The sequence below is a fragment of the Pelagibius sp. Alg239-R121 genome, from assembly GCF_947331435.1.
Classification (GTDB): Bacteria; Pseudomonadota; Alphaproteobacteria; order Kiloniellales; family Kiloniellaceae; genus Denitrobaculum.
In genome coordinates, this window is record NZ_CAMZOF010000001.1 from 730,954 (window position 1) to 750,305 (window position 19,352).

16 protein-coding genes are annotated in these 19,352 nt (G+C 56.4%); 9 read left to right on the forward strand and 7 right to left on the reverse strand.

The window, feature by feature from the left end:
- Positions 1 to 38: 38 nt before the first annotated feature.
- From holA to QMZ18_RS03175, 4 genes are all read right to left on the reverse strand, one after another.
- Entirely contained in the window at positions 39 to 1,082 is a 1,044-nt protein-coding gene (gene holA / locus QMZ18_RS03160) for a DNA polymerase III subunit delta (protein WP_282604772.1), read from the reverse strand.
- An 81-nt stretch (positions 1,083 to 1,163) separates the two neighbouring features.
- Positions 1,164 to 1,790 (reverse strand): LPS assembly lipoprotein LptE, encoded by a 627-nt coding sequence (lptE, locus tag QMZ18_RS03165; protein WP_282604773.1) that lies wholly within the window; start codon positions 1,788 to 1,790, stop codon positions 1,164 to 1,166.
- A 1-nt stretch (position 1,791) separates the two neighbouring features.
- A complete protein-coding gene (gene leuS, locus QMZ18_RS03170) occupies positions 1,792 to 4,368 on the reverse strand; it encodes a leucine--tRNA ligase (RefSeq protein ID WP_282604774.1) in 2,577 nt (858 codons plus the stop codon).
- A gap of 196 nt (positions 4,369 to 4,564) precedes the next feature.
- Positions 4,565 to 5,122 carry a DUF3576 domain-containing protein gene (locus QMZ18_RS03175; protein ID WP_282604775.1) on the reverse strand — a complete coding sequence of 186 codons (558 nt, stop codon included), beginning with the start codon at positions 5,120 to 5,122 and terminating at the stop codon, positions 4,565 to 4,567.
- A 442-nt stretch (positions 5,123 to 5,564) separates the two neighbouring features.
- On the opposite strand from QMZ18_RS03175, the gene QMZ18_RS03180 reads away from it, so the two are divergent.
- From QMZ18_RS03180 to QMZ18_RS03195, 4 genes are all read left to right on the forward strand, one after another.
- Entirely contained in the window at positions 5,565 to 6,632 is a 1,068-nt protein-coding gene (locus tag QMZ18_RS03180; protein WP_282604776.1) for a porin, read from the forward strand.
- 535 nt (positions 6,633 to 7,167) lie between these two features.
- The gene (locus QMZ18_RS03185) at positions 7,168 to 8,235 is read left to right on the forward strand and encodes a porin (protein ID WP_282604777.1); all 1,068 of its coding nucleotides are present in this window, start codon (positions 7,168 to 7,170) and stop codon (positions 8,233 to 8,235) included.
- 337 nt (positions 8,236 to 8,572) lie between these two features.
- The gene (locus QMZ18_RS03190) at positions 8,573 to 9,424 is read left to right on the forward strand and encodes a sulfotransferase domain-containing protein (protein ID WP_282604778.1); all 852 of its coding nucleotides are present in this window, start codon (positions 8,573 to 8,575) and stop codon (positions 9,422 to 9,424) included.
- A 36-nt stretch (positions 9,425 to 9,460) separates the two neighbouring features.
- A complete protein-coding gene (locus tag QMZ18_RS03195; RefSeq protein ID WP_282604779.1) occupies positions 9,461 to 10,144 on the forward strand; it encodes a YggS family pyridoxal phosphate-dependent enzyme in 684 nt (227 codons plus the stop codon).
- Between the two features lie 132 nt (positions 10,145 to 10,276).
- Here the strand turns inward: QMZ18_RS03195 and QMZ18_RS03200 are convergent, their stop codons facing one another.
- Together QMZ18_RS03200 and QMZ18_RS03205 are read right to left on the reverse strand one after the other, a co-directional pair.
- Positions 10,277 to 10,804, reverse strand: coding sequence for a L,D-transpeptidase (locus QMZ18_RS03200; protein WP_282604780.1), 528 nt, complete (start codon positions 10,802 to 10,804; stop codon positions 10,277 to 10,279).
- Between the two features lie 73 nt (positions 10,805 to 10,877).
- Positions 10,878 to 12,200 (reverse strand): hypothetical protein, encoded by a 1,323-nt coding sequence (locus tag QMZ18_RS03205; protein ID WP_282604781.1) that lies wholly within the window; start codon positions 12,198 to 12,200, stop codon positions 10,878 to 10,880.
- Positions 12,201 to 12,541: 341 nt separating this feature from the next.
- Here QMZ18_RS03205 and QMZ18_RS03210 point away from each other — a divergent pair, with 341 nt between their 5' ends.
- Positions 12,542 to 13,765 (forward strand): adenylate/guanylate cyclase domain-containing protein, encoded by a 1,224-nt coding sequence (locus tag QMZ18_RS03210; protein ID WP_282604782.1) that lies wholly within the window; start codon positions 12,542 to 12,544, stop codon positions 13,763 to 13,765.
- 69 nt (positions 13,766 to 13,834) lie between these two features.
- Here QMZ18_RS03210 and ribA read toward each other — a convergent pair whose 3' ends face one another.
- Positions 13,835 to 15,064, reverse strand: a complete 1,230-nt coding sequence (ribA, locus tag QMZ18_RS03215) for a GTP cyclohydrolase II (RefSeq protein ID WP_282604783.1) — start codon at positions 15,062 to 15,064, stop codon at positions 13,835 to 13,837.
- A 231-nt stretch (positions 15,065 to 15,295) separates the two neighbouring features.
- Here ribA and QMZ18_RS03220 point away from each other — a divergent pair, with 231 nt between their 5' ends.
- From QMZ18_RS03220 to QMZ18_RS03235, 4 genes are all read left to right on the forward strand, one after another.
- Positions 15,296 to 16,177 carry an alpha/beta hydrolase gene (locus QMZ18_RS03220; protein ID WP_282604784.1) on the forward strand — a complete coding sequence of 294 codons (882 nt, stop codon included), beginning with the start codon at positions 15,296 to 15,298 and terminating at the stop codon, positions 16,175 to 16,177.
- A 229-nt stretch (positions 16,178 to 16,406) separates the two neighbouring features.
- The gene (locus QMZ18_RS03225) at positions 16,407 to 17,102 is read left to right on the forward strand and encodes a response regulator transcription factor (RefSeq protein WP_282604785.1); all 696 of its coding nucleotides are present in this window, start codon (positions 16,407 to 16,409) and stop codon (positions 17,100 to 17,102) included.
- Between the two features lie 215 nt (positions 17,103 to 17,317).
- Entirely contained in the window at positions 17,318 to 18,151 is an 834-nt protein-coding gene (locus QMZ18_RS03230; RefSeq protein ID WP_282604786.1) for an MBL fold metallo-hydrolase, read from the forward strand.
- Positions 18,148 to 19,095, forward strand: coding sequence for a class I SAM-dependent methyltransferase (locus QMZ18_RS03235; RefSeq protein WP_282604787.1), 948 nt, complete (start codon positions 18,148 to 18,150; stop codon positions 19,093 to 19,095). The genes QMZ18_RS03230 and QMZ18_RS03235 overlap by 4 nt, the downstream gene beginning before the upstream one ends.
- Positions 19,096 to 19,352 lie beyond the last annotated feature (257 nt).

A 19,352-nucleotide genomic window follows, 5' to 3' on the forward strand; every position in this document is an offset into this window, starting at 1 on the left:
AATTCGGCTCTCATCACGCTCTCTGGCTTCGCCAGATTCTAGCGACGCTGGCGTCGCCTTAGAGGTGAGGCGGCGGAGATCTCAAAAAGAGCCCTCGAACACAGGATTTCTGCCGGCGCGCCGGTCTTTTTGCATTCTCGTTCGGTTTCCAGCAGTCGCGCTGTTGCGCGGGCAAGCTTGTTCTGTGGCCAGGCATTGGCTTGCGCCTTGAACTGCGCTGCTGTTTTCCAGAACAAAGGTGGCCTGAGTTTCTTAGCGGCGTCGTCCATACTGAGGCCTTGCGCCATCAATCCGGAGACAAACTGCAGCTTATGAAAATGGCGTGCCAAAGCGCGCAGTATCGTGACTGCATGGCTGCCTTCCTGGAAACTTCGATTCAGCATCCGTTCAACCATCGCCAGATTGCCCGATGCGACGCTGAAGGCGAGGTCATCCAGGGTCAGGTCTGCAGTATCGCCTACGCACGCCGTTACGTCGTCGAGGTCGATCGTTCCCGCCGTCTGGCCTTTGTAGAGCGCGAGTTTGTCGACTTCCCGGCGCGTAACCTGCCTATCACCGCCCAGGTTTTCGCTAAGGTAGGCGAGGGCGTCGGGCGTGATGCTGTGCCCATAATTGCTCAGACTTGCCTGAATTATACCTGGCAAGGAGCGCCGGTCGTCCCGGTAGCAGGCAATTGCCGCGCCCGCTTTTTCACCTTCAAACAGTTTGCGCAAGCTCGACCTTGCGGGAAGGTCTCCGGCTTCAAGTACGACAAAAGCGTCGCCGGGCAGATTTGCGAAGAAATCTTTTACAACGGCAGTTATGCCGTCTGAGGTTTCGCGGATTCGCACGACTCTGCGCCCGCCCATCATCGAAATCGCCGCAGCCTCGTCATTTAGTCTCGCTGGATCGTCTTTGAGATCGCCTGCGGAGAGATCCGTGACGCGAAAGGGATCTTTCAGGTCATCTACGACTGTTTTTGCCAGGGTTTCAGATCTTTCCCGTACCATACCGTTGTCCTGCCCAAATACGAGGACAGCACGGATTGAGGGCTCTGGCTTAGAGACGAATCTCTCAATTTGTGCGGGGGCTATCTTTACCAAGGGTCAGAATCCACCGTTTTGCTGGCGACGTACGGAAATTGATCACTTGCTGGTTAGGAAAGTCCCAAAGAAGTCAGCCTGTTAAGAGCCCGATGCCTTCACGGAGGCACGGGCAGAAGTGAAATGCGCAGCTAAGCGAATTCTTATATCGTCGGCAATATCCCGAAGCGTGCGACTCCTAGCGTCGGCTTCAGAAATCGTCGAGGCGAATTGTTTCTCGAGAATGTTGTAGCTGCTAACCGACCGGGACCGCCCGGTCGAAACCATCTTCTGATTATCGGAGCGGCGGAGCTGATAGATCGCGACGATAGACAGATCAGCGCGCGTTGCGGTTTCGTCGCTTTCGAAGGCGACTTCCCTGATCGATTCCGTCAGGCGGACCTGCAACTCGTACTTTGGCGCGGTCGGCTGTCCGGCGGGATTCAGGCGATCTCTCAGAAGATTATGCATCTCCTGGCCGGCCCGGTCTGATAAAGGGGCAATCCGGATCGCCGCAAGTTCGTTCAATGTCGAACCGTTTCCGGCCGCATTGACGCTGCCTGACGCAGCAGCGCTGTCCTGGCTGTTGAGCGGTTGAAAGCCACAGCCGGTCAGGGCAAGAGATGCAATCAGCGTCGCCGTCAAGAGGCCGTATTTGCGTTGGTGAAACCGGCCGGATTGCTGAGCGGCAGCTTTTGAAAACCGGGCAGATACGACTGGTAACCCCATATTATACAACAATATTGACCACCCGGTTTTTTACAATAATCAGCTTGCGTACCTGCTTTTCGCCGATCGCCCGCTGCACGCCTGGTTGCTGCAGCGCCGCTTCACGCACCGAGTCGTCCGCTTCGTCGACGACGATATCGATAGTTGCTCTCAGCTTGCCGTTCACCTGGATCGGCAAAGTCACGGTCTCTTCGGCGGTAAGCGTATCATCCGCAAGCGGCCAAGCCTCGTCAACCAACAGGCCCTTATGACCAAGACGCTGCCACAGCTCCTCTGCCAGATGGGGCATCATCGGCCCGAACAGACGAACCAAGACTTCAAACGCTTCCCGCTTTGCCCACAGAGCGTCCGGTTCTTCGCTGCGGGCAGATGTCAGGCTGTTGGTGAGCTCGTAAAGCTTTGCGACGGCCCGGTTAAAACGGAATTGTTCGATCGCATCGGTCACATCGGCAATGGTCTTGTGTGTGGTCCGACGCAAATCACTTGCTTTGTCACCGAAAGCAGTCGGCACCGGACCCCCGATGGCCGGCAGCTTTTCCGTATCTTCACTGATCAGGCGCCACAAACGCTGAACAAAACGCCAGGCTCCCTCTACGCCAGCCTCAGTCCACTCCATATCTCGCTCGGGCGGGCTGTCCGACAGCATGAACCAGCGTGCCGTGTCCGCACCATACGTGCCGATGATTTCAGCCGGATCAATCGTGTTCTTCTTCGACTTACTCATCTTGATAGAGCGGCCGACGGTCACCGGTTTGCCTGACGATGTGATTGGGTTTCCGCCGCCATCGCGCTGCAGATCGGCTGGCGGGAGCCATTCTCCGGATTCGTCCTGATAGGTTTCGTGGCAGACCATGCCCTGTGTGAACAGGCCCGAGAAGGGCTCGTCGAGATTCAGGTAGCCACAACGTTTCAGAGCGCGGGTAAAGAAACGCGAATACAGCAGATGCAGGACGGCATGCTCAACGCCTCCGATGTACTGATCGACAGGCAGCCAGTAATCGACCGCGTCCTTATCCATCGCGTTTTCCGCGCGGGGCGAGCAAAAGCGGGCGAAGTACCAGGAGGATTCCGTAAAGGTATCGAACGTATCGGTTTCGCGCTGGGCTTCCTTGCCACAGGCCGGGCAGGTCGTGTGTTTCCAGGTCGCATGGTGGTCCAATGGATTGCCTGGTTTATCGAAGGACACGTCATCCGGCAGCTGAACCGGTAAATCTGATTCCGGCACCGGAACGATACCACAATCACCGCAGTGAATAACGGGAATAGGGCAGCCCCAATAGCGCTGACGCGATACCCCCCAATCGCGCAGACGGTATTGAATCGTGCCGGTCCCGGCTTGCAGAGATTCCAGTTCCTCGATCACCCGCCGTTTGGCATCGTCGACGGTTAAGTCATTCAGAAAACGAGAGTTTATGATTCTGCCGTCGCCGACGTAGGCCTCATTGCCGATCTCGAAGTCTGCGGCGTCGGCCTGTGGCGGCAGTACGACCGGAACAACTGTCAGGCCGTATTTTCTGGCGAAATCCAGGTCACGCTGATCGTGTCCAGGACAGCCAAAAATCGCACCTGTGCCATATTCCATCAAGACGAAGTTGGCGATAAAAACCGGCAGCTCAATGTCCGGGTCCAATGGGTGACGTACCCTCAAGCCGGTGTCATAGCCGAGCTTTTCCGCTTTTTCTATAGCCTCTTCACTGGTGCCCATGCGGTTGCATTCGGCAACAAAGGCGGCAGCTTGTTCGTCATTCTCACACAGACCGGTGGTCAGGGGATGGTTGGGCGAAAGCGCGCAAAAAGAGGCACCAAACAAGGTGTCGGGGCGCGTTGTGAAAACCTCAATCTCTGCAGTATCGCTGTAGCCGGGCGCGTTGACGAAGGGAAAGCGGACGTGTGCACCTTCGGACCGGCCGATCCAGTTGTGCTGCATGACCCGTACCTTTTCGGGCCAGCGGTCCAGGGTAGACAGGTCATCCAACAGTTCGTCAGCAAATTCCGTGATCTTGAAGACCCACTGCGGCAGCTTTCGTTTTTCCACCAGAGCGTTAGAGCGCCAGCCACGACCATCGATGACCTGCTCATTCGCCAGGACCGTATGGTCGACGGGGTCCCAGTTGACCCAGGATTCCTTGCGATAGACCAGTCCCGCCTTAAGGAAGTCCAAAAACATCTTCTGTTCGTGGCGGTAATAGCCAGGATGACAGGTGGCGATCTCTCTCGACCAATCGAGTGACAGGCCCATGGTCTTGAGCTGATCGCGCATAATGGCGATGTTTTCGTATGTCCAGTCGCCTGGCGGGACCTTTTTCTCGATCGCCGCATTTTCCGCAGGAAGACCAAAAGCGTCCCAGCCCATGGGGTGCAGCACGTTAAAGCCGCGGGCTCGTTTATAGCGGGCGATGACGTCGCCAATGGTGTAGTTGCGGACGTGGCCCATGTGGATGCGCCCAGAGGGATAGGGGAACATCTCGAGGACGTAATATTTGGGTTTTGAACGATCTTCGGTAACGGCAAAACATGCGGCGTCGTTCCAGACGCCTTGCCATTTCGTCTCGGTTTCCTTGGCGTTATAGCGGCTCATCGGTCAATCTGCTGGTTTATCTTAAGTATTCGAAAGGCGGCCGGTGTCGTGGAAAGTATCGGTCTCCGACGAGTAAGTTGTTGTCTCACTGATCCTGTCGGACCAGTTGAGCGAGCAATGGGAGCATATACGCGGATTGTCCCCTCGGACCGAGACTAACCGACAACTTGTCGAGAGACCGGAACCTCCACCGTCGCTACTGGATGGATGCGATACGTAGCTGGCGTGCCCGGGTAAGAATGGCGTTTTCGAGATCGGCTGAGGTTTCGGTGCGCACATCTGCGTCAATCCAGGCGCCGCTGCCATTCTGGACCTGGCGAAACACCGAAGCGCGAATACCATCGGCGCGCAGGTCTCTACCCAGAATGTAGACGTTTACCTTCACGCGCTCAGCCCTGGTTTCGGGCGGCGAATACCAGTCGGTGATGATGACTCCGCCGAATGGATCGGCAGACGATAAGGGCATGAAAGATATGGTGTCCAACGACGCGCGCCAAAGAAAGCTGTTTACGCCGATGCCGCTGCCACCGCCTTGAGCCGGGTTCTGGTCGGAATTGCCGAACAGCTGCAGCCCGTCTCCGCCGAAAACGCTTTCGCGCGACTCATAGGTTCCGCCACCACCACCGGGTTTGCGGCGGGGATAGGTCGTATCCGGATCGGCATATTGGCAAGCTGCGGTGGACAACAGAAAAAGACCTGCCGCAACTGCTGCAAGTATCCGAAAGCCGGAGGACGCTTGAGTTGCCTTGGGCATTGCTTTTCCTTGAGTCCTTCTATGTTTTCGAGCTGGTGAGCGTTAAGAATCGTTTAAACCACGGTGGTCGGGCAAGGTCAAGAAAACCTCGTTCGCATAAAAGCGACGCAAGTCCTGATTATTCGCTCATTCGAGAACACGGCCAGGAGACTTGTGATGAACAGAATTACCCGTGGACAGGCGCAATGTGTCTTAGAAATATCACGGTTAAGTGACTGACTTCACACCAAGTTGATTGATCCTTGAGGCAGCGAGAGATTAACGTGACCGTGAGGGCGGTGACCACTGAAAGTGGTGGCCGAAGATTCGGGTTGCGCCGTGCGGACCAATCCGCATTCACAGTGTTTTCGTGTCGCGGGATGCGATGTCGGCCAACGAGAATTTCAGACCATAGAGTGCGAATTCGCAATATTGCGGTAACTCGATCTAGGGGTAATCTTTTATGAGAAACAGGCTTCTTGGCGGTACTGCGCTCGTCGCGGCCGGCATGCTGGCTGCGCCTGCAGTACAGGCTGAAGATCCCATTCAACTGGGTGTCGGCGGCTTCATGGAGCAGTATTTCGGATACGCTTCATCGGACATCGACGATAGGGATCATTTCGATCAAAAGTCTGATTCGGAAATCATCTTTTCCGGCTCGACGACTTTGGATAACGGAATCCAGTTCGGTGTGAATGTACAGCTCGAAGGCAACACTTCCGGTGATACCATCGACGAATCTTATGCTTTTATCGAAGGTGACTTTGGTCGTGTTCTGTTGGGTTCGGAGAACACAGCAGGCTATCTGATGTCCGTTGCGGCACCGAACGTCGGTATCGGCATCAACACCGGTGACCAGATCGACTGGGTGCCGATTGTAAACGAAGCGAGCTATTTTCGCGGGACCCTGGGTTCAACCTTCGTTGAAAACAACGCGGTCAACGACGTTAACCGGCTGACCTACTTCACGCCGCGCTTCTCCGGTTTGCAGGGCGGTATTTCCTATACGCCTGATGCGGCTGAAGACGACAATACGCAGCCGAGTGAAAATGCAGCGTTCCACGATGGTATCGACGTTGGTTTGAACTTCACTGAGAACTTCGGCGGTTTTGACGTCGCAGCCTATGGCCGTTACGGCATTGCGTCAAATGACGCAACGGGTGGTGACGATCCCACGATCTTCAGCACCGGCCTTGAGTTGGGCTTCGCTGGATTTACAGTGGGCGGTTCCTACGCACAGCAGGAAGATGCCGGCCGGAACGAAGGACAGGCCTTCGACATCGGTGCAGCCTATGGCACCGGGCCGTGGGCTGTGTCGGTCACCTATTTCCAGGGTGAAGCTGATGGCGATACGGCTTCCAACGGTGACGAGGAAATCTCGACCGTGGAAGTGGCTGCAAGCTATGCCTTGGGGCCGGGAATCAAGGTCATCGGTTCAGTAGGGTACAACGAATTCGATGACGATAGCGATGGGACCGACGACAGCAACGACGGTTACTGGGTGGTTTCGGGCATCCAGCTTTCGTTCTAAAGCCTTTGAATCTGGCTTTGCTTTGAACTGGCAAAAACGGTCAACCTCGAAGCAGGGCGTTCAACTTAGGTTTTGTGAATTGGAGGGGCAACTTCGGTTGCCCCTTCCTTTTTTTGTGCAAATTGAACCTGACGACCTGCTTCGGCTCCTTGCCACGCACAGATGGGGGTTTCTTTGCCACACCGCTTGAAGGTTGGATCAAGCGCACCACTATTTGAGGCGTATCCTCGACTTTTCGCCAGCCGCCAGCCGTTAGCTGCAGACCTGGCCGCAAACATTCTGTTGCAATTTCGTCACAGCATTGCGAAAATGTCACTCCACCTTGCGGGTTGGCGTTGACCAATTAACCGTTTCGATTAATCTGCGCTCGTCTTCCGCAGTTGGTGGAGGTCGTTGTTGTGGTTTTGACCCTTAGATTCATTGACTTGTCGTTCAAACTTCAAGTCGGGCCTAGAGATAGGGATCACAACCTCAGCAAGATCAAAAAAACACGTACGTGTACCAAATTGGTAACTCAAATTAGGGGTTAACTTTAATGAAAAAGATCCTTCTTGGAAGCACAGCGCTTGTCGCCGCCGGTATGTTGGCTGCGCCTGCTGTGCAGGCCGAAGATCCCATTCAGTTGGGTGTCGGCGGCTACATGGAGCAGTACTTCGGTTACGGCTCTTCCGACATCGACGATCGCGATCACTTCGACCAGAAGTCCGACTCGGAAATCATCTTCTCCGGTTCGACCACTCTGGACAACGGCATTCAGTTCGGTGTGAACGTTCAGCTCGAAGGTAACACTTCCGGCGACACCATCGATGAATCCTATGCCTTCATCGAAGGCGACTTCGGTCGCGTTCTGCTGGGTTCTGAGAACTCCGCCGGTTACATCATGGGTGTTGCTGCTCCGAACGTAGGTCTCGGCATCAACTCTGGTGACCAGGGCGACTGGGTACCTGCTGATTCCGACGCTGGTCAGTTCCGTGCTGCACTTGGTGCAACCTCGCTTGAAAACGCTGCTGTCAACGACGCAAACCGCGTGACTTACTTCACGCCGCGTTTCTCCGGCCTGCAGGGTGGTATCTCCTACACCCCTGACTCTGGCGAAGACAGCAACGCTCAGCCGAGCGAAAATGCTGCTTACCACAACGGCATCGACCTTGGTGTGAACTTCACCGAGAGCTTTGGCGGCTTTGACGTTGCGGCTTATGGCCGTTACGGCGTAGCAACCAACGACGCTCCTGGTGGTGATGATCCCGAAGTCTTCGGCGCAGGCATCAACGTCGGCTTCGCTGGCTTCACGGTCGGTGGTTCGTACTCGCAGCAGGAAGAAGGCGGCGTGAACGAAGGTCAGTCTTGGGACATTGGCGCGTCTTACGGCACCGGTCCTTGGGGCGTTTCGCTCACCTACTTCAACGGTGAAGCCGAAGGTTCCGCCGCAAGCGGTGACGAAGAACTGCAGACCATTGAAGCCGCTGCCAGCTACGCGCTTGGCCCGGGGATCAAGGTCATCGGTTCCGTTGGCTACAACGACTTTGACGACGACGAGTCCGGCGTTGGCGACGACAGCAACGACGGTTACTGGATCGTTACCGGTATCAAGCTCTCCTTCTAAGAGCTTTTACCGAACAGGTTTAAGGGGAGCGGCTTGCCGCTCCCCTTTTTCTATGGCTTGCCTCAATGATTTTGATGGCGGCCTTTTTTGTGCCGCCATAACCATCCTTGCCGACACAGACTCACCGCGCGGGGGCGTTGCAAACTAGGCCGTTTTCGGCTTGTTTCTGCCTTAAAAGCACCACTTAATGACATCACTCAGGCGGGCGCCTAATTCTCAGTGCGCATGCTTGTTGAAGAGGGTTTGGTTGCTTCTTGCGGATCAGGTCATGGCTTTAAACCTCACTCTTTCAGCTATCGAATAGAAGCTTTGTTTGAGATTGTCGAAAGTGAAGACCATGGGAAATCTTGTCTGGCTGGCGTCGTTCCCCAAATCGGGCAACACTTGGCTTAGACTGTTCGTTGCGAACTACCTGATGAACCCCAAGGAGCCCTTTCCTATCAATAAGGCCCATTTGGTGACCTTCGGCGATATGATGGGCGCGCCTTACGAAAAACTGGCAGGCAAGGCGCTTTCTGAATTGGACGACGCCGCAGTTGATGCCCTTCGGCCGCGGGTACACCGCGCCATGGCGGGACAAAAGGTCGACATTATGCTGGTCAAGACCCACCAGGCGGTAATTCAGCGCGGCGGTGCCTGGACGGTGACACACGACGTCACCAAAGCGTCGATCTACGTCATTCGAAACCCACTCGATGTCGCGGTCTCCTACGCCCATCATTACGGTCGCGAACCCTCTGAGATTATTGAGGCATTGGATAGTCCTTGGCACAAGCTGCCTGGCGACAAGACGGCGCTGGTGACCCAGTACCTTGGCCGCTGGAGCGATCACGTGCAGAGCTGGGTCGACGACCGCGTTTTGTCACCTCTGGTGCTTCGTTACGAAGATATGAAACGGGAACCTCACCGGGAATTCGCCAAGGCTATCCGGCATCTCGGGATGGATGTCGATGAAGAACGGCTCGAGCGTGCGATCCGCTTTAGCTCGTTCGACGAACTTTCGCAGCAGGAAAATGATGTTGGATTTATCGAGCGCTCGAAGAGCGCAGACCGTTTCTTTCGGGGCGGCCGCATTGGCGACGGCTTGACCTGTTTTACTGAGGCTGAAGTTGCACGGGTGGTCGAGAGCCACCGTGACGTTCTGGCGCGTTTCGATTATCTGGATGAGACTGGTCAGATAAAACTATAGTAAAACCAACAGCATAAACCTTGTGAAAAACGGGCAATGTCGCAGGATATTCAGCAAAACCTCTCTGATGTAAGACAACAAATCGCAGCCGCTGCCGATAAGGCAGGACGCCGGGAAGAAGAGATATCTCTTGTGGCTGTCAGTAAAACCCACGCCGCTGAACAGATAGAGGCAGCGTTGGAAGCGGGTCAACGCGTATTCGGGGAAAACCGGGTTCAGGAAGCGCAATCCAAGTTTCCGGCATTAAAAACCAGCTGGCCGGGTCTGGAACTGCACCTTATCGGGCCGCTGCAGACCAACAAAGTCAAGGAGGCGGTTGGACTGTTTGATGTCATTCAGACTCTTGACCGGCCCAAACTCGCTCAGGCTTTGGCTCGTGAAATGCAGCGCAGCGGCAGTCGGCCGGATTGCTTCATCCAGGTTAACACTGGCGAAGAAACGCAGAAGTCGGGTATTGCGCCAGCTGACATCGAGGCTTTCCTCAATCTGACGCGTGACGACCTCGGACTTCCCGTCGTCGGCCTCATGTGTATCCCACCAATCGATGAAAATCCGGCGCTTCATTTCGCGTTCCTCAACGAGCTTGCCCGGAGATCCCGGTTGGCACAGCTTTCGATGGGTATGAGTGCGGACTATGAACAGGCTGTTCGGCTGGGTGCGACTGCAGTGCGTGTCGGTTCGGCGATCTTCGGCAGTCGTCCGGCAGTGTCCCCGTCTTAGGAGCAGAAAACGCCTGAAATTAAGGCGGAGTAACAAGTTATCTCTTCGTAAGATGGCCGTTCACGATCGAATCCCTTGAGCGAAAATTCAATAGCTGATGAGAGGCTCCCAGTCCATATAGATAGAGTGCAATCAGACGGTACCGCCCCTCGGTGCGACGACCACAGCAGCTTCCGAATCTGCCTCTCTCAAAACCTCCAGTAAATCCTGCCTTGCAAGAGCCACACAGCCTTCCGTCGGCTTATAGCCGTCTCGGGCGACATGGAGAAAGATGGCGCTCCCACGACCTGGTTCTATGGGCTCGCTGTTATGCGCCAACACGACAATGACGTCGTAGAGCTGATCATCTCGCCACAATACTTCGTGGTTAGAGCTGTAAGGCAGCACAATTTGTTGATTATAGAGCGGGTCTTCGGGGGCATCGCACCATCCGTCTTTTGGGGTGACTTCGGCTAACGGCAGGCGGGTTTCCACCTTGTCGACCCGATCGGGGCGATACAGCACACGGCACATGCGCCAACGGCCGATTGGTGTGGCGCCATCGCCCTCACGCTTTTGATCTGCCGGGATAAAGTTTGTCCGTCCGACGGCACAGCGGAATGTCCGGTCTCCGAAGCGGGCTTGCAGGCCGAGTTTCGACTCTTCAACGATCAGGTCCATTTAAAAGTTATATCCGACGCTAATGAAAGGTATCAACGCCGTGTTTTAGTGAAGGACGGCTGAGCATCGCTAATCAAATAGCACCGGGTGTCCTGCCCCGCGGTTCTCTTGCCAGATCGTTCGGTGATTGCCCTCCAGCCGATGCCACGTCGGGCAGCGAACCCCGGTTCTTGCTCATTGCCTGATAACGGTCGAGCGCTTGGAGCATTCGGTCAGCAAAACTCGCCTGCAGAGGGGTAACCGGATTAGTAGAACCGCGCGTAGATTTCACTGCTGTGGCAGAGAGTTCGCCGGTAAGTGTCTGGGAATTTGTGGCGCTCAATGCTGCTTCGTTCTCCACGGCGGCCTCTGAGAGATTGGCCGTTGTTGCAACAGAGGCTGTGCCGCGCGCGTTTAAGTAACGGCTAGGATCGATCGGGAAGCTTTTTCGCCGCTCCGTTGCTTCAGTCCGGTTATCCGGACGGGATTGTACATTGGCAACTTCGGTGCGGGATTTCGGCTCGACGGGGCGGGTGGCGGCAGCGATATCAGGTGTGGCGTCATCCACTGCAGCGGGATCTGACATGCCGTTCACATGCGTGGAGGCTGTCGCTGTCTTTATCCGCTCTGCGCTGCTTGTCGCTCCCACCGGACTGGTATTTGGCGCTGCGGCCTGAGTAAGTCCCATATCCTTGAGGAGGGCTTGCAGCGCAGTATTGCTGGCCACCATCTGTGAAACCGCTGCCGGTCCGGCATTTTCCTGTGGGTCAGCCACCGTTTCCTCGGGCAGAGCCTCGGCCGCCGCACTCTGTGTCTGATTGGCAGCTGATTGAATGGCGACAGCCTGTTGCGTTCCTTCGACAGACGGCACCGCCTCGGCAATCGCCGTATCACTGCCGGCTGTGTCCTCCTCGAGAACCATGGCCAGCGCCATTTCTCCCGCGTCCTTACCGGTGGCTTCTTCCAGGACGGCATTGCCGATCGAGGCGGCAAAGCCTAGAGGGCCACCATAAAGGGCGCCGCCCATGATTCTTGCCGGCGCGGAGATTTCATCCCCAGTTAACTCACGATACAGGGTTGAGACGACCGGAATGTGCTGCAGAGGATTGATGATGTCGATGAAATCCCAGAACCCAAAGTCCTCATTGTTTGGATCACGCGCTGCCGGGCCCGACCCTGTGGCAGCAGCTGTGGTACGCCAGCTCGTATCGTAAGCGCGCTCACGATCGTTGGCATACAAGGCAGTCTGAAAGCCATTTCCTGACCGTTGCTCCGGCTTGGGTATTGGTGCTTCTTGGGGGCTTGCCAGGGCAACAGTCGGTGTCTTGCCCGAAGTAGAGGGTTGATTCGTGCGGAATTTCGAAACAATCCGCTTGTCCCAGGCAGTGTATGAAGGATCGGCGCGCTCTACATTCATATCGGTCTCGGTAAAAGGACTCCAGGTCTTCCTGAAGGCGTAATCTGCAAGAACGGGACCAACACCAAACGTTTGATATTACGCCGTCATTTTTGTTAATGCGCGGTCCGCGGCAGAAGCGGCCGGGTAGATTTTGCCGTCTATGGTGCGATTCTCGCCATAGTGTTTGCAGTGCGTCAAATCGGTACGTGATTTGTTTCAAATGAAACTTTCGGCTTCACGAAAGGATGGGCTGGCCGTTCGATGGCGGGTTCGTTCAGGGGAATCTTGTTGCGCCTTGGTTTTTTGCAGTAACGATCAGGCCTATAGTCTCAGCTGGTCTTCGAACATTGGAGGTGTGGTTGGCAGAGCATAACCATGAAGACATCAGCGCCTGGATTCTCGATCAAGGCCTGCGCGGCGCGCCACTCGATGTCATTGTCGCTGGTTTCTGTCAGCGTTTGCGTGCGGCGGGCCACCCCTTGCGCCGCGCCAGCGTCAGTTTGCGGACGCTCCATCCGCAATATGGCGCCCATACCCTGGTATGGAACGCAAAGGACGGTTCGCTTTCGAGGGAAGTCCATGTGCACAGAGAGACAGAGTCGGACGAATTTCTGCGCAGCCCCATCTACCACCTTGTCCATGGGCCGAAAACAGCGATCCGTTGCCGACTGGACGGGCGCCCCCTGGAGGTTGACTTTCCTTTCGTTGCGGATCTCCGGGCGCAGGGATACACCGATTATGCCGCGACCATTGTCCGCTTTGCGGAACAGCAGGATTTCCAATCTATCGAAGGTATTTTCTTCTCCTGCGCAACGGACTTTAAGGACGGGTTCAGCGATGAAGACCTAACCTGGAGCGGGGAACTCTTACCGCTCCTAGCTCTCGCGCTTAAATCAGCGTCGCTGCAGGAGGTGGCCGTCAACATTGCCGAGGCTTATCTGGGTAAGGATGCGGGCCACCAGGTTCTGCGAGGTAAGGTGAACCGCGGGTCGGTCGAGAGCATTGATGCCGTTATTCTTTTTGCGGATCTTCGAGGTTTTACCGCGGCTACGGACGCGCTCCCAAGAGAGATCGTCGTGGAGCGGTTGAACAGATATTTTGATTGTATCGTGCTGCCGGTCGAACAGTATGGCGGGCAGGTTCTAAAATTTCTGGGTGACGGGCTGCTTGCAACCTTTGCATTGGAAGCCGGTCACTCGGTGAAAGACGTCTGCGCTGCGGCGCTGAATGCGGCAGGCATCGCGAGCTCGCAGGTCGCAGCCTTCAATCGTGAGCTCGAGTTGCAGGGTGAGGGGACGATGGCCCTCGACGTTGCACTCCATCTTGGCGATGTCATGTACGGCAACGTGGGTGCGGCTGACCGGCTCGATTTTACAGTGATCGGACCGGCGGTCAATGAGGCAAGCCGGATCGAGGCGCTCTGTGGGCCACTTGATCGGAACCTGCTGATATCGGGAAATTTTGTTGAGGCTATCGGAGATGACGGCGGCAGGTTTGTATCGCTTGGTTTTCATCTGTTGCGCGGTGTCTCGGGGCAGCGCGAAATCTTTGGCGTTTCGGACGGGGCGCGTTCAATGGCTTGATTCGGTTAGGACACTCTAATCTGTTTCACATCCGAAATGATTAGCGAATGGGTCAGACCGTCTTCGAGATCAGAGATAGTGGCCGAAACGGGCGGCTTTGGTTTCCAGGTAGAACTGGTTGTGACCATTGGAGGGGAAGTGATGGGCCACGCGCTCCTCGATGGAAATGCCGCAGCGGGCCAGCGCTGTCACTTTCTGTGGATTGTTAGTCAGCAGCTTGATCCGTTTGAAGCCTAACTGGCGCAGCATTTCTGCCGCAGGAAGGTAGATCCGCTCGTCGGCGTCGAAGCCCAGCTGTTCATTGGCTTCGGCAGTATCTGCGCCCCGGTCCTGGAGCTCATAGGCGCGCAGCTTGTTGATCAGGCCGATCCCTCGGCCTTCCTGCGACAAATAAAGCAGAATACCGGATCCGGCTTCTCCCATGGTCCTGATGGCGCCGCGCAGCTGGTCGCCGCAGTCGCAACGCAGGCTGCCCAGTAGATCACCGGTAAAGCATTCTGAATGCATGCGGGCCAACACAGGTGTGGCAGGGTCGGGATCGCCGATGATCAGGGCGAGGTGTTCAATGCCGCCGTCGTTCGGCCGAAAGGCGACGACCTTTGTATTCTCGGCATGATCCAAAGGGATCTTTGCCGCAGCGACCTTGGTCAAGGCCTGTGCCGCACCGAGGCGGTAATCGGCAATATCCTGGCCTGCTACGGTCAGCAAGTCGCGTTGCGCCGCCCAGTCATTGATAACCTGAACCGGCACCGTCTGGCTGTTCGCTGCCACTGCCGTGGCTGGAGTGCTGGTTCCAATGGCTACCTGCGCAATGACGGCGGCAGGCAAGAGGCGCGCGAGTTTCGCCAGGTCGATGGCGCTTTCGCTCAAGGCAGCGGGCGCCATGGTGACCCGAGGCCGAAGCACTTCAACGTCATATCCCGGCTCGTCGGTCGGGTCGGCAAGCGATTGGATGGCACTGGCTTCGATGGCATCGTTGTCGAGCGACAATGCGAAGACGCCGCCGACGGGGATCAGGGCGCGGGCTTCTTCGAAGCCAATGGCCGCAGCACGGCGGGCGGTTAACAGCAGGCGTGGAGAGGTATCCGTGCCGCTGGCTGATTCGGATGTCAGGGATCGTAGTTGCGCCAGCGACGCATCACAAAGGGTCTCGGCCGATTGGACAAGCGCCGCGAAACCATCACTTGTATAGACAAGCACGCAGGCACCGCGACGCAAATCAGCGACGGCGCGCTCCACGGACTGCAGCGCGTTGGCGGCAAGGATGGTCTTGGTGGCAACCAATTCAGACATCTTCATTCGCTACTCTACGAAGTACACCGACACTTTACGGAGTCACCGGCGTCATGTCACCGTCCGCTGTCCAGGTCAAGAGACAGTTGTTTTTTCGTAATCGATTGTCGATCCACAACTTACGCCTTTAACATGGGTTGAACCCGGTCTTCAGACAAGCGGCGGAACGCTGCGGACTGCGGGATTTAGGCTAACGAACGGCGCGTGACGGGGGGTGTTTGAGATGGGTGAGGGGCAATGACGGCAAAAGTCTTCCTGGATTACGACCAGGCCGGGTTGGATCGGGAAATGAACCTGCGAGGCCGCTGGCCGGAGCATCAGGACTATTTTGATCGTTGGGGACGGGACTCACTGGAAGTTAGAAAGGCCTGCAGATGTCACATTGATCTGTCCTACGGCGAGAGTGAGGGCCAGAAACTTGATCTGTTTCTTCCGGCCGAAGACGAGGAGGGGGCGCGTGGCGATGGCTTTCCTTTGCTTGCCTTCATTCACGGCGGCTATTGGAAGTCACTCGACAAAGGCGATTTCAGCTACTTGGCCCCGGCTTATCTCGAACGTGGGATTGCCTTTGCGTCCTTGAATTACGATCTTTCCCCGACCGTTGATATCGCCGAAATGGTGGGGCAGGTGCAGCGCGGGCTGGCCTGGTTGGTTCAGCATTCCGGCGACTATGGTCTCGATCCCAGCGGACTTTACGTCGCCGGCCATTCCGCAGGCGGTCATTTGGCGGCAATGGCGATGAACCCGGTCTGGACGGCGTCTTTCGGCCTGCCGACGACAATCATCAAGGGCGGTTGCTCGGTTTCCGGTGTCTACGACTTAGCTGCGGTGGCCGCCAGCCTGCAGCAGGACGAGCTTCAGATTTCACCCGAGATCGTGGAAAGTGAGAGCCCGATCCGAACTGTACCTGAACAGGCAGCGCCCCTAATCTGTGCCGTCGGTGCCGAAGAGACCCGGGAATTCATCCGTCAGCAAGGGGTTTACGTCGAGGCCTGGGCGCAAAAAGGATTGTCCTGCAGAGGCCTTAACCTGCCGGGAGATAACCATTTTTCGGCGGCTGACCGGCTCGCTCAAAGAGACCACCCCTTGTATCTGGCGGTCCTCGACATGATTTCTTGAGGTAATACCACTTGAGCCGGTAAGCGGACGACATCAATTAACCCAAATGTGAGAGCGCTAAACAGGCTATACTCACGTTCTTGGTAGCAATTCGATTCTGTAATCCTATGCATTAAATTTCCTGTCTGAATACCGAGAGCTGGTTCACGGGGCACGCAATACGTCGCCTGCTTGAATAGGGCCTCGTGCAATGGTATTTCAGGAAAAAGAACACAGAGGGGCGTCATCAATGGTGGCTGCGGTCGGTAAAAAGATTCTCCTGGTGGATGACGATGATCCACTCCGCCAGTCGTTGGGCGAACAGCTGCGCCTGCACGAAGAGTTCGAGACCATTGAGGTCGATAACGGTGCCGCCGCAATCGACATCACGAAAAACGATCATTTCGATGCAATTCTGCTGGACGTCGGTCTGCCGGACATGGATGGCAGAGAGGTCTGCCGTTTACTACGCCGCAATGGCGTCAAGTCGCCGGTGATCATGCTGACGGCCGCCGAGTCCGATGCGGACACGATCCTTGGATTGGATGCGGGGGCGAACGACTACGTCACCAAGCCGTTCCGCCTTGGTGTCTTGCTGGCACGCCTGCGGGCGCAGCTGCGCCAGCACGAACAAAGCGAAGATGCGGTCTTTACTATCGGTCCCTACACCTTCCGCCCAAGTGCCAAGGTCCTGATCCATGGCGAGACCCAGCGAAAGGTCCGCCTGACCGAGAAGGAAACATCAATCCTGAAGTACCTCTATCGCAACGGCAGCAAAGTCGTTGGACGCGATATCCTGCTAAATGAGGTTTGGGGTTACAACGCGGGCGTGACCACCCATACCCTGGAAACGCATGTTTATCGCCTGCGCCAGAAGATTGAAGCCGATCCGTCGAACGCCGAGATTCTGGTCACCGAGCCTGGCGGTTACCGGCTGGTACCGTGAAGCCATCCATGATCGCCGGTCTTATCTTGTGACCACCGTGAAGACCTCGCGATCGGGGCCGGATTAAGATCCGCCGGTTCCCGTTCACGACACTGTGACTCTCAAGCCAAATTTACCGCGCGAGTCGGCTTTCGCCATAATTTTGCCAGATTTGTCTTGGGATGCGTCTTCCGTTCGCCTAAATAAGATTGAGGGTTGAAAGGAAGACTGTCGAATTGGCCGAAAACTCCGAGTTTTATGTCCGCTTCTGGGGTGTTAGGGGCTCGATCGCCTGTCCCGGCGATAGCCACCGGCGTTACGGCGGCAATACGTCCTGTCTGGAGGTGCGCTGCGGCGATCACGTGCTGATCTTCGATGCCGGCACGGGCTTGCGGCCGTTTGGAGAGAACCTCTGTACCCTGGCACAGCTCGAAGCCGATATCTTTCTGACCCATACGCACCACGACCACATCATCGGCCTGCCGTTTTTCAAACCCAATTTCAACAAGCAGAACCGCATCCGCTACTGGGCGGGCCATCTTCAGCCCGAACATAGCCTGCATGATGTTCTCTGCACCTTCATGACCGCGCCGCTGTTTCCGGTGCCGCCCAAGATTTTCGCGGCAAATGTGACTTTTCACGATTTTTATGCCGGTGACGTTCTGGAGCCTCGCCCCGGTGTGCACATCAAGACCGCACCCTTGAACCATCCGAACGGCGCGACGGGTTATCGGGTGGAATTCGGCGGCAAGTCGATCTGTTATGTCACCGATACGGAACACGTCGATGGCCAGCCCGACCGCAACATCCTGGAGCTGATCGAGGGGGCGGATATCATGATCTATGACTGCACCTACACGGATGAAGAGTTCCCCCGTTTTAAAAACTGGGGCCACTCCACCTGGCAGGAGGGCGCCCGCCTCTGTGATCGCGCCGGTGTGGGCCAGCTGGTTGTCTTTCACCATGACCCGGCTCATAACGATGAATTCATGGATCAGGTCGCGAAAGACGCAGATGAAAGTCGGCCCGGGACCGTCGTGGCTCAGGAAGGCATGGTTCTCCATCCGTGACGTTACAATCGGATTCGGGAAAAGCCTCGGCCCCTTCGGGCGCGATTGGGACGGCCCAGGACGCATCGGCGCGTAAGCCGCTTCCTGGGCGCGTACGCCGCCGGCGCCTCTGGTTCGGGCTGCTGACCCTGTTCAACTTCGCACGACGCGGTTTTTTCATTCCCTATCGCTATGCCGCCAGCCTGCCTGACGCCGGCGAAAGACATACTTATTCGGCGCTTGAGACGCTTTTTGAGAAGCACAGGCCGGCATTTACCGCGTTTCTTGCCTCGATGGCTCCTTTCAAAGCGGATTTCGAGCGGATTGGGCCCGATGCGCCGCCCCAACCGCGCTGGCGGCAATCCTGGTTTCCGCGCCTGGACGCCGCAACCGCCTACAGCCTCGTGCGGAACCTGGCGCCCAAAAGGATCATCGAGGTTGGTTCGGGGCACTCGACGCGCTTTGTCGCCCGGGCGATTGCCGATGCCGGGCTGGATACCCGCGTCACGGCGATCGATCCCGCACCACGCGCGGATCTCGGCAGCTTACCGGTCCACTTGATCAAGAAAACCCTGCACGAAGCGGGTACCGAAGTTTTTGCCGAACTTGAGGACGGCGACTTCCTGATGATCGATTCCAGTCATATTCTGATGCCCGGCAGCGATGTCGACGTGCTGTTTGGGCGCGTCCTGCCGGCGTTGCCTGCGGGTGTGCTGGTACAGATCCACGATGTCTTTCTGCCTGATGACTATCCGGCATCCTGGGATTGGCGCGGATACAACGAACAGCTCGGGGTTATTCCGCTGCTGGGATCGGGCGGCTGGGAGTTGATATTTGCCAGCCATTTCGCAGTGAGCCGGATGGCCCAAGAGGTTGCGTCCTCGGCTGTCGGGGCGCTGGAGCTGCCGAATGAGGCAATCGAGTCCGCCGTTTGGCTGCGCAAAACCTGTCCGGCTATCGACTAAAATCACACTCATCCTCATGACCAAGGACCTACCTTGGTCAAATTCTTACGGTCACGGAAGGTCACGACAAACTGACGCCAAGTGATCAAGTAGTCGTTTATACTTCAATGGTAAGAGTTCAGTTGGCGGCCGCGTGCAGGTACTGGCGGTTATGGAAAAGGCCTTGGCTCAGATATTCTAACTTGGCGCCTTCAGCTAAGGCCACTTCCGGTGACGATATCTCTAGAGTGCGATCGTTCTGAATTGAAACAATCTGG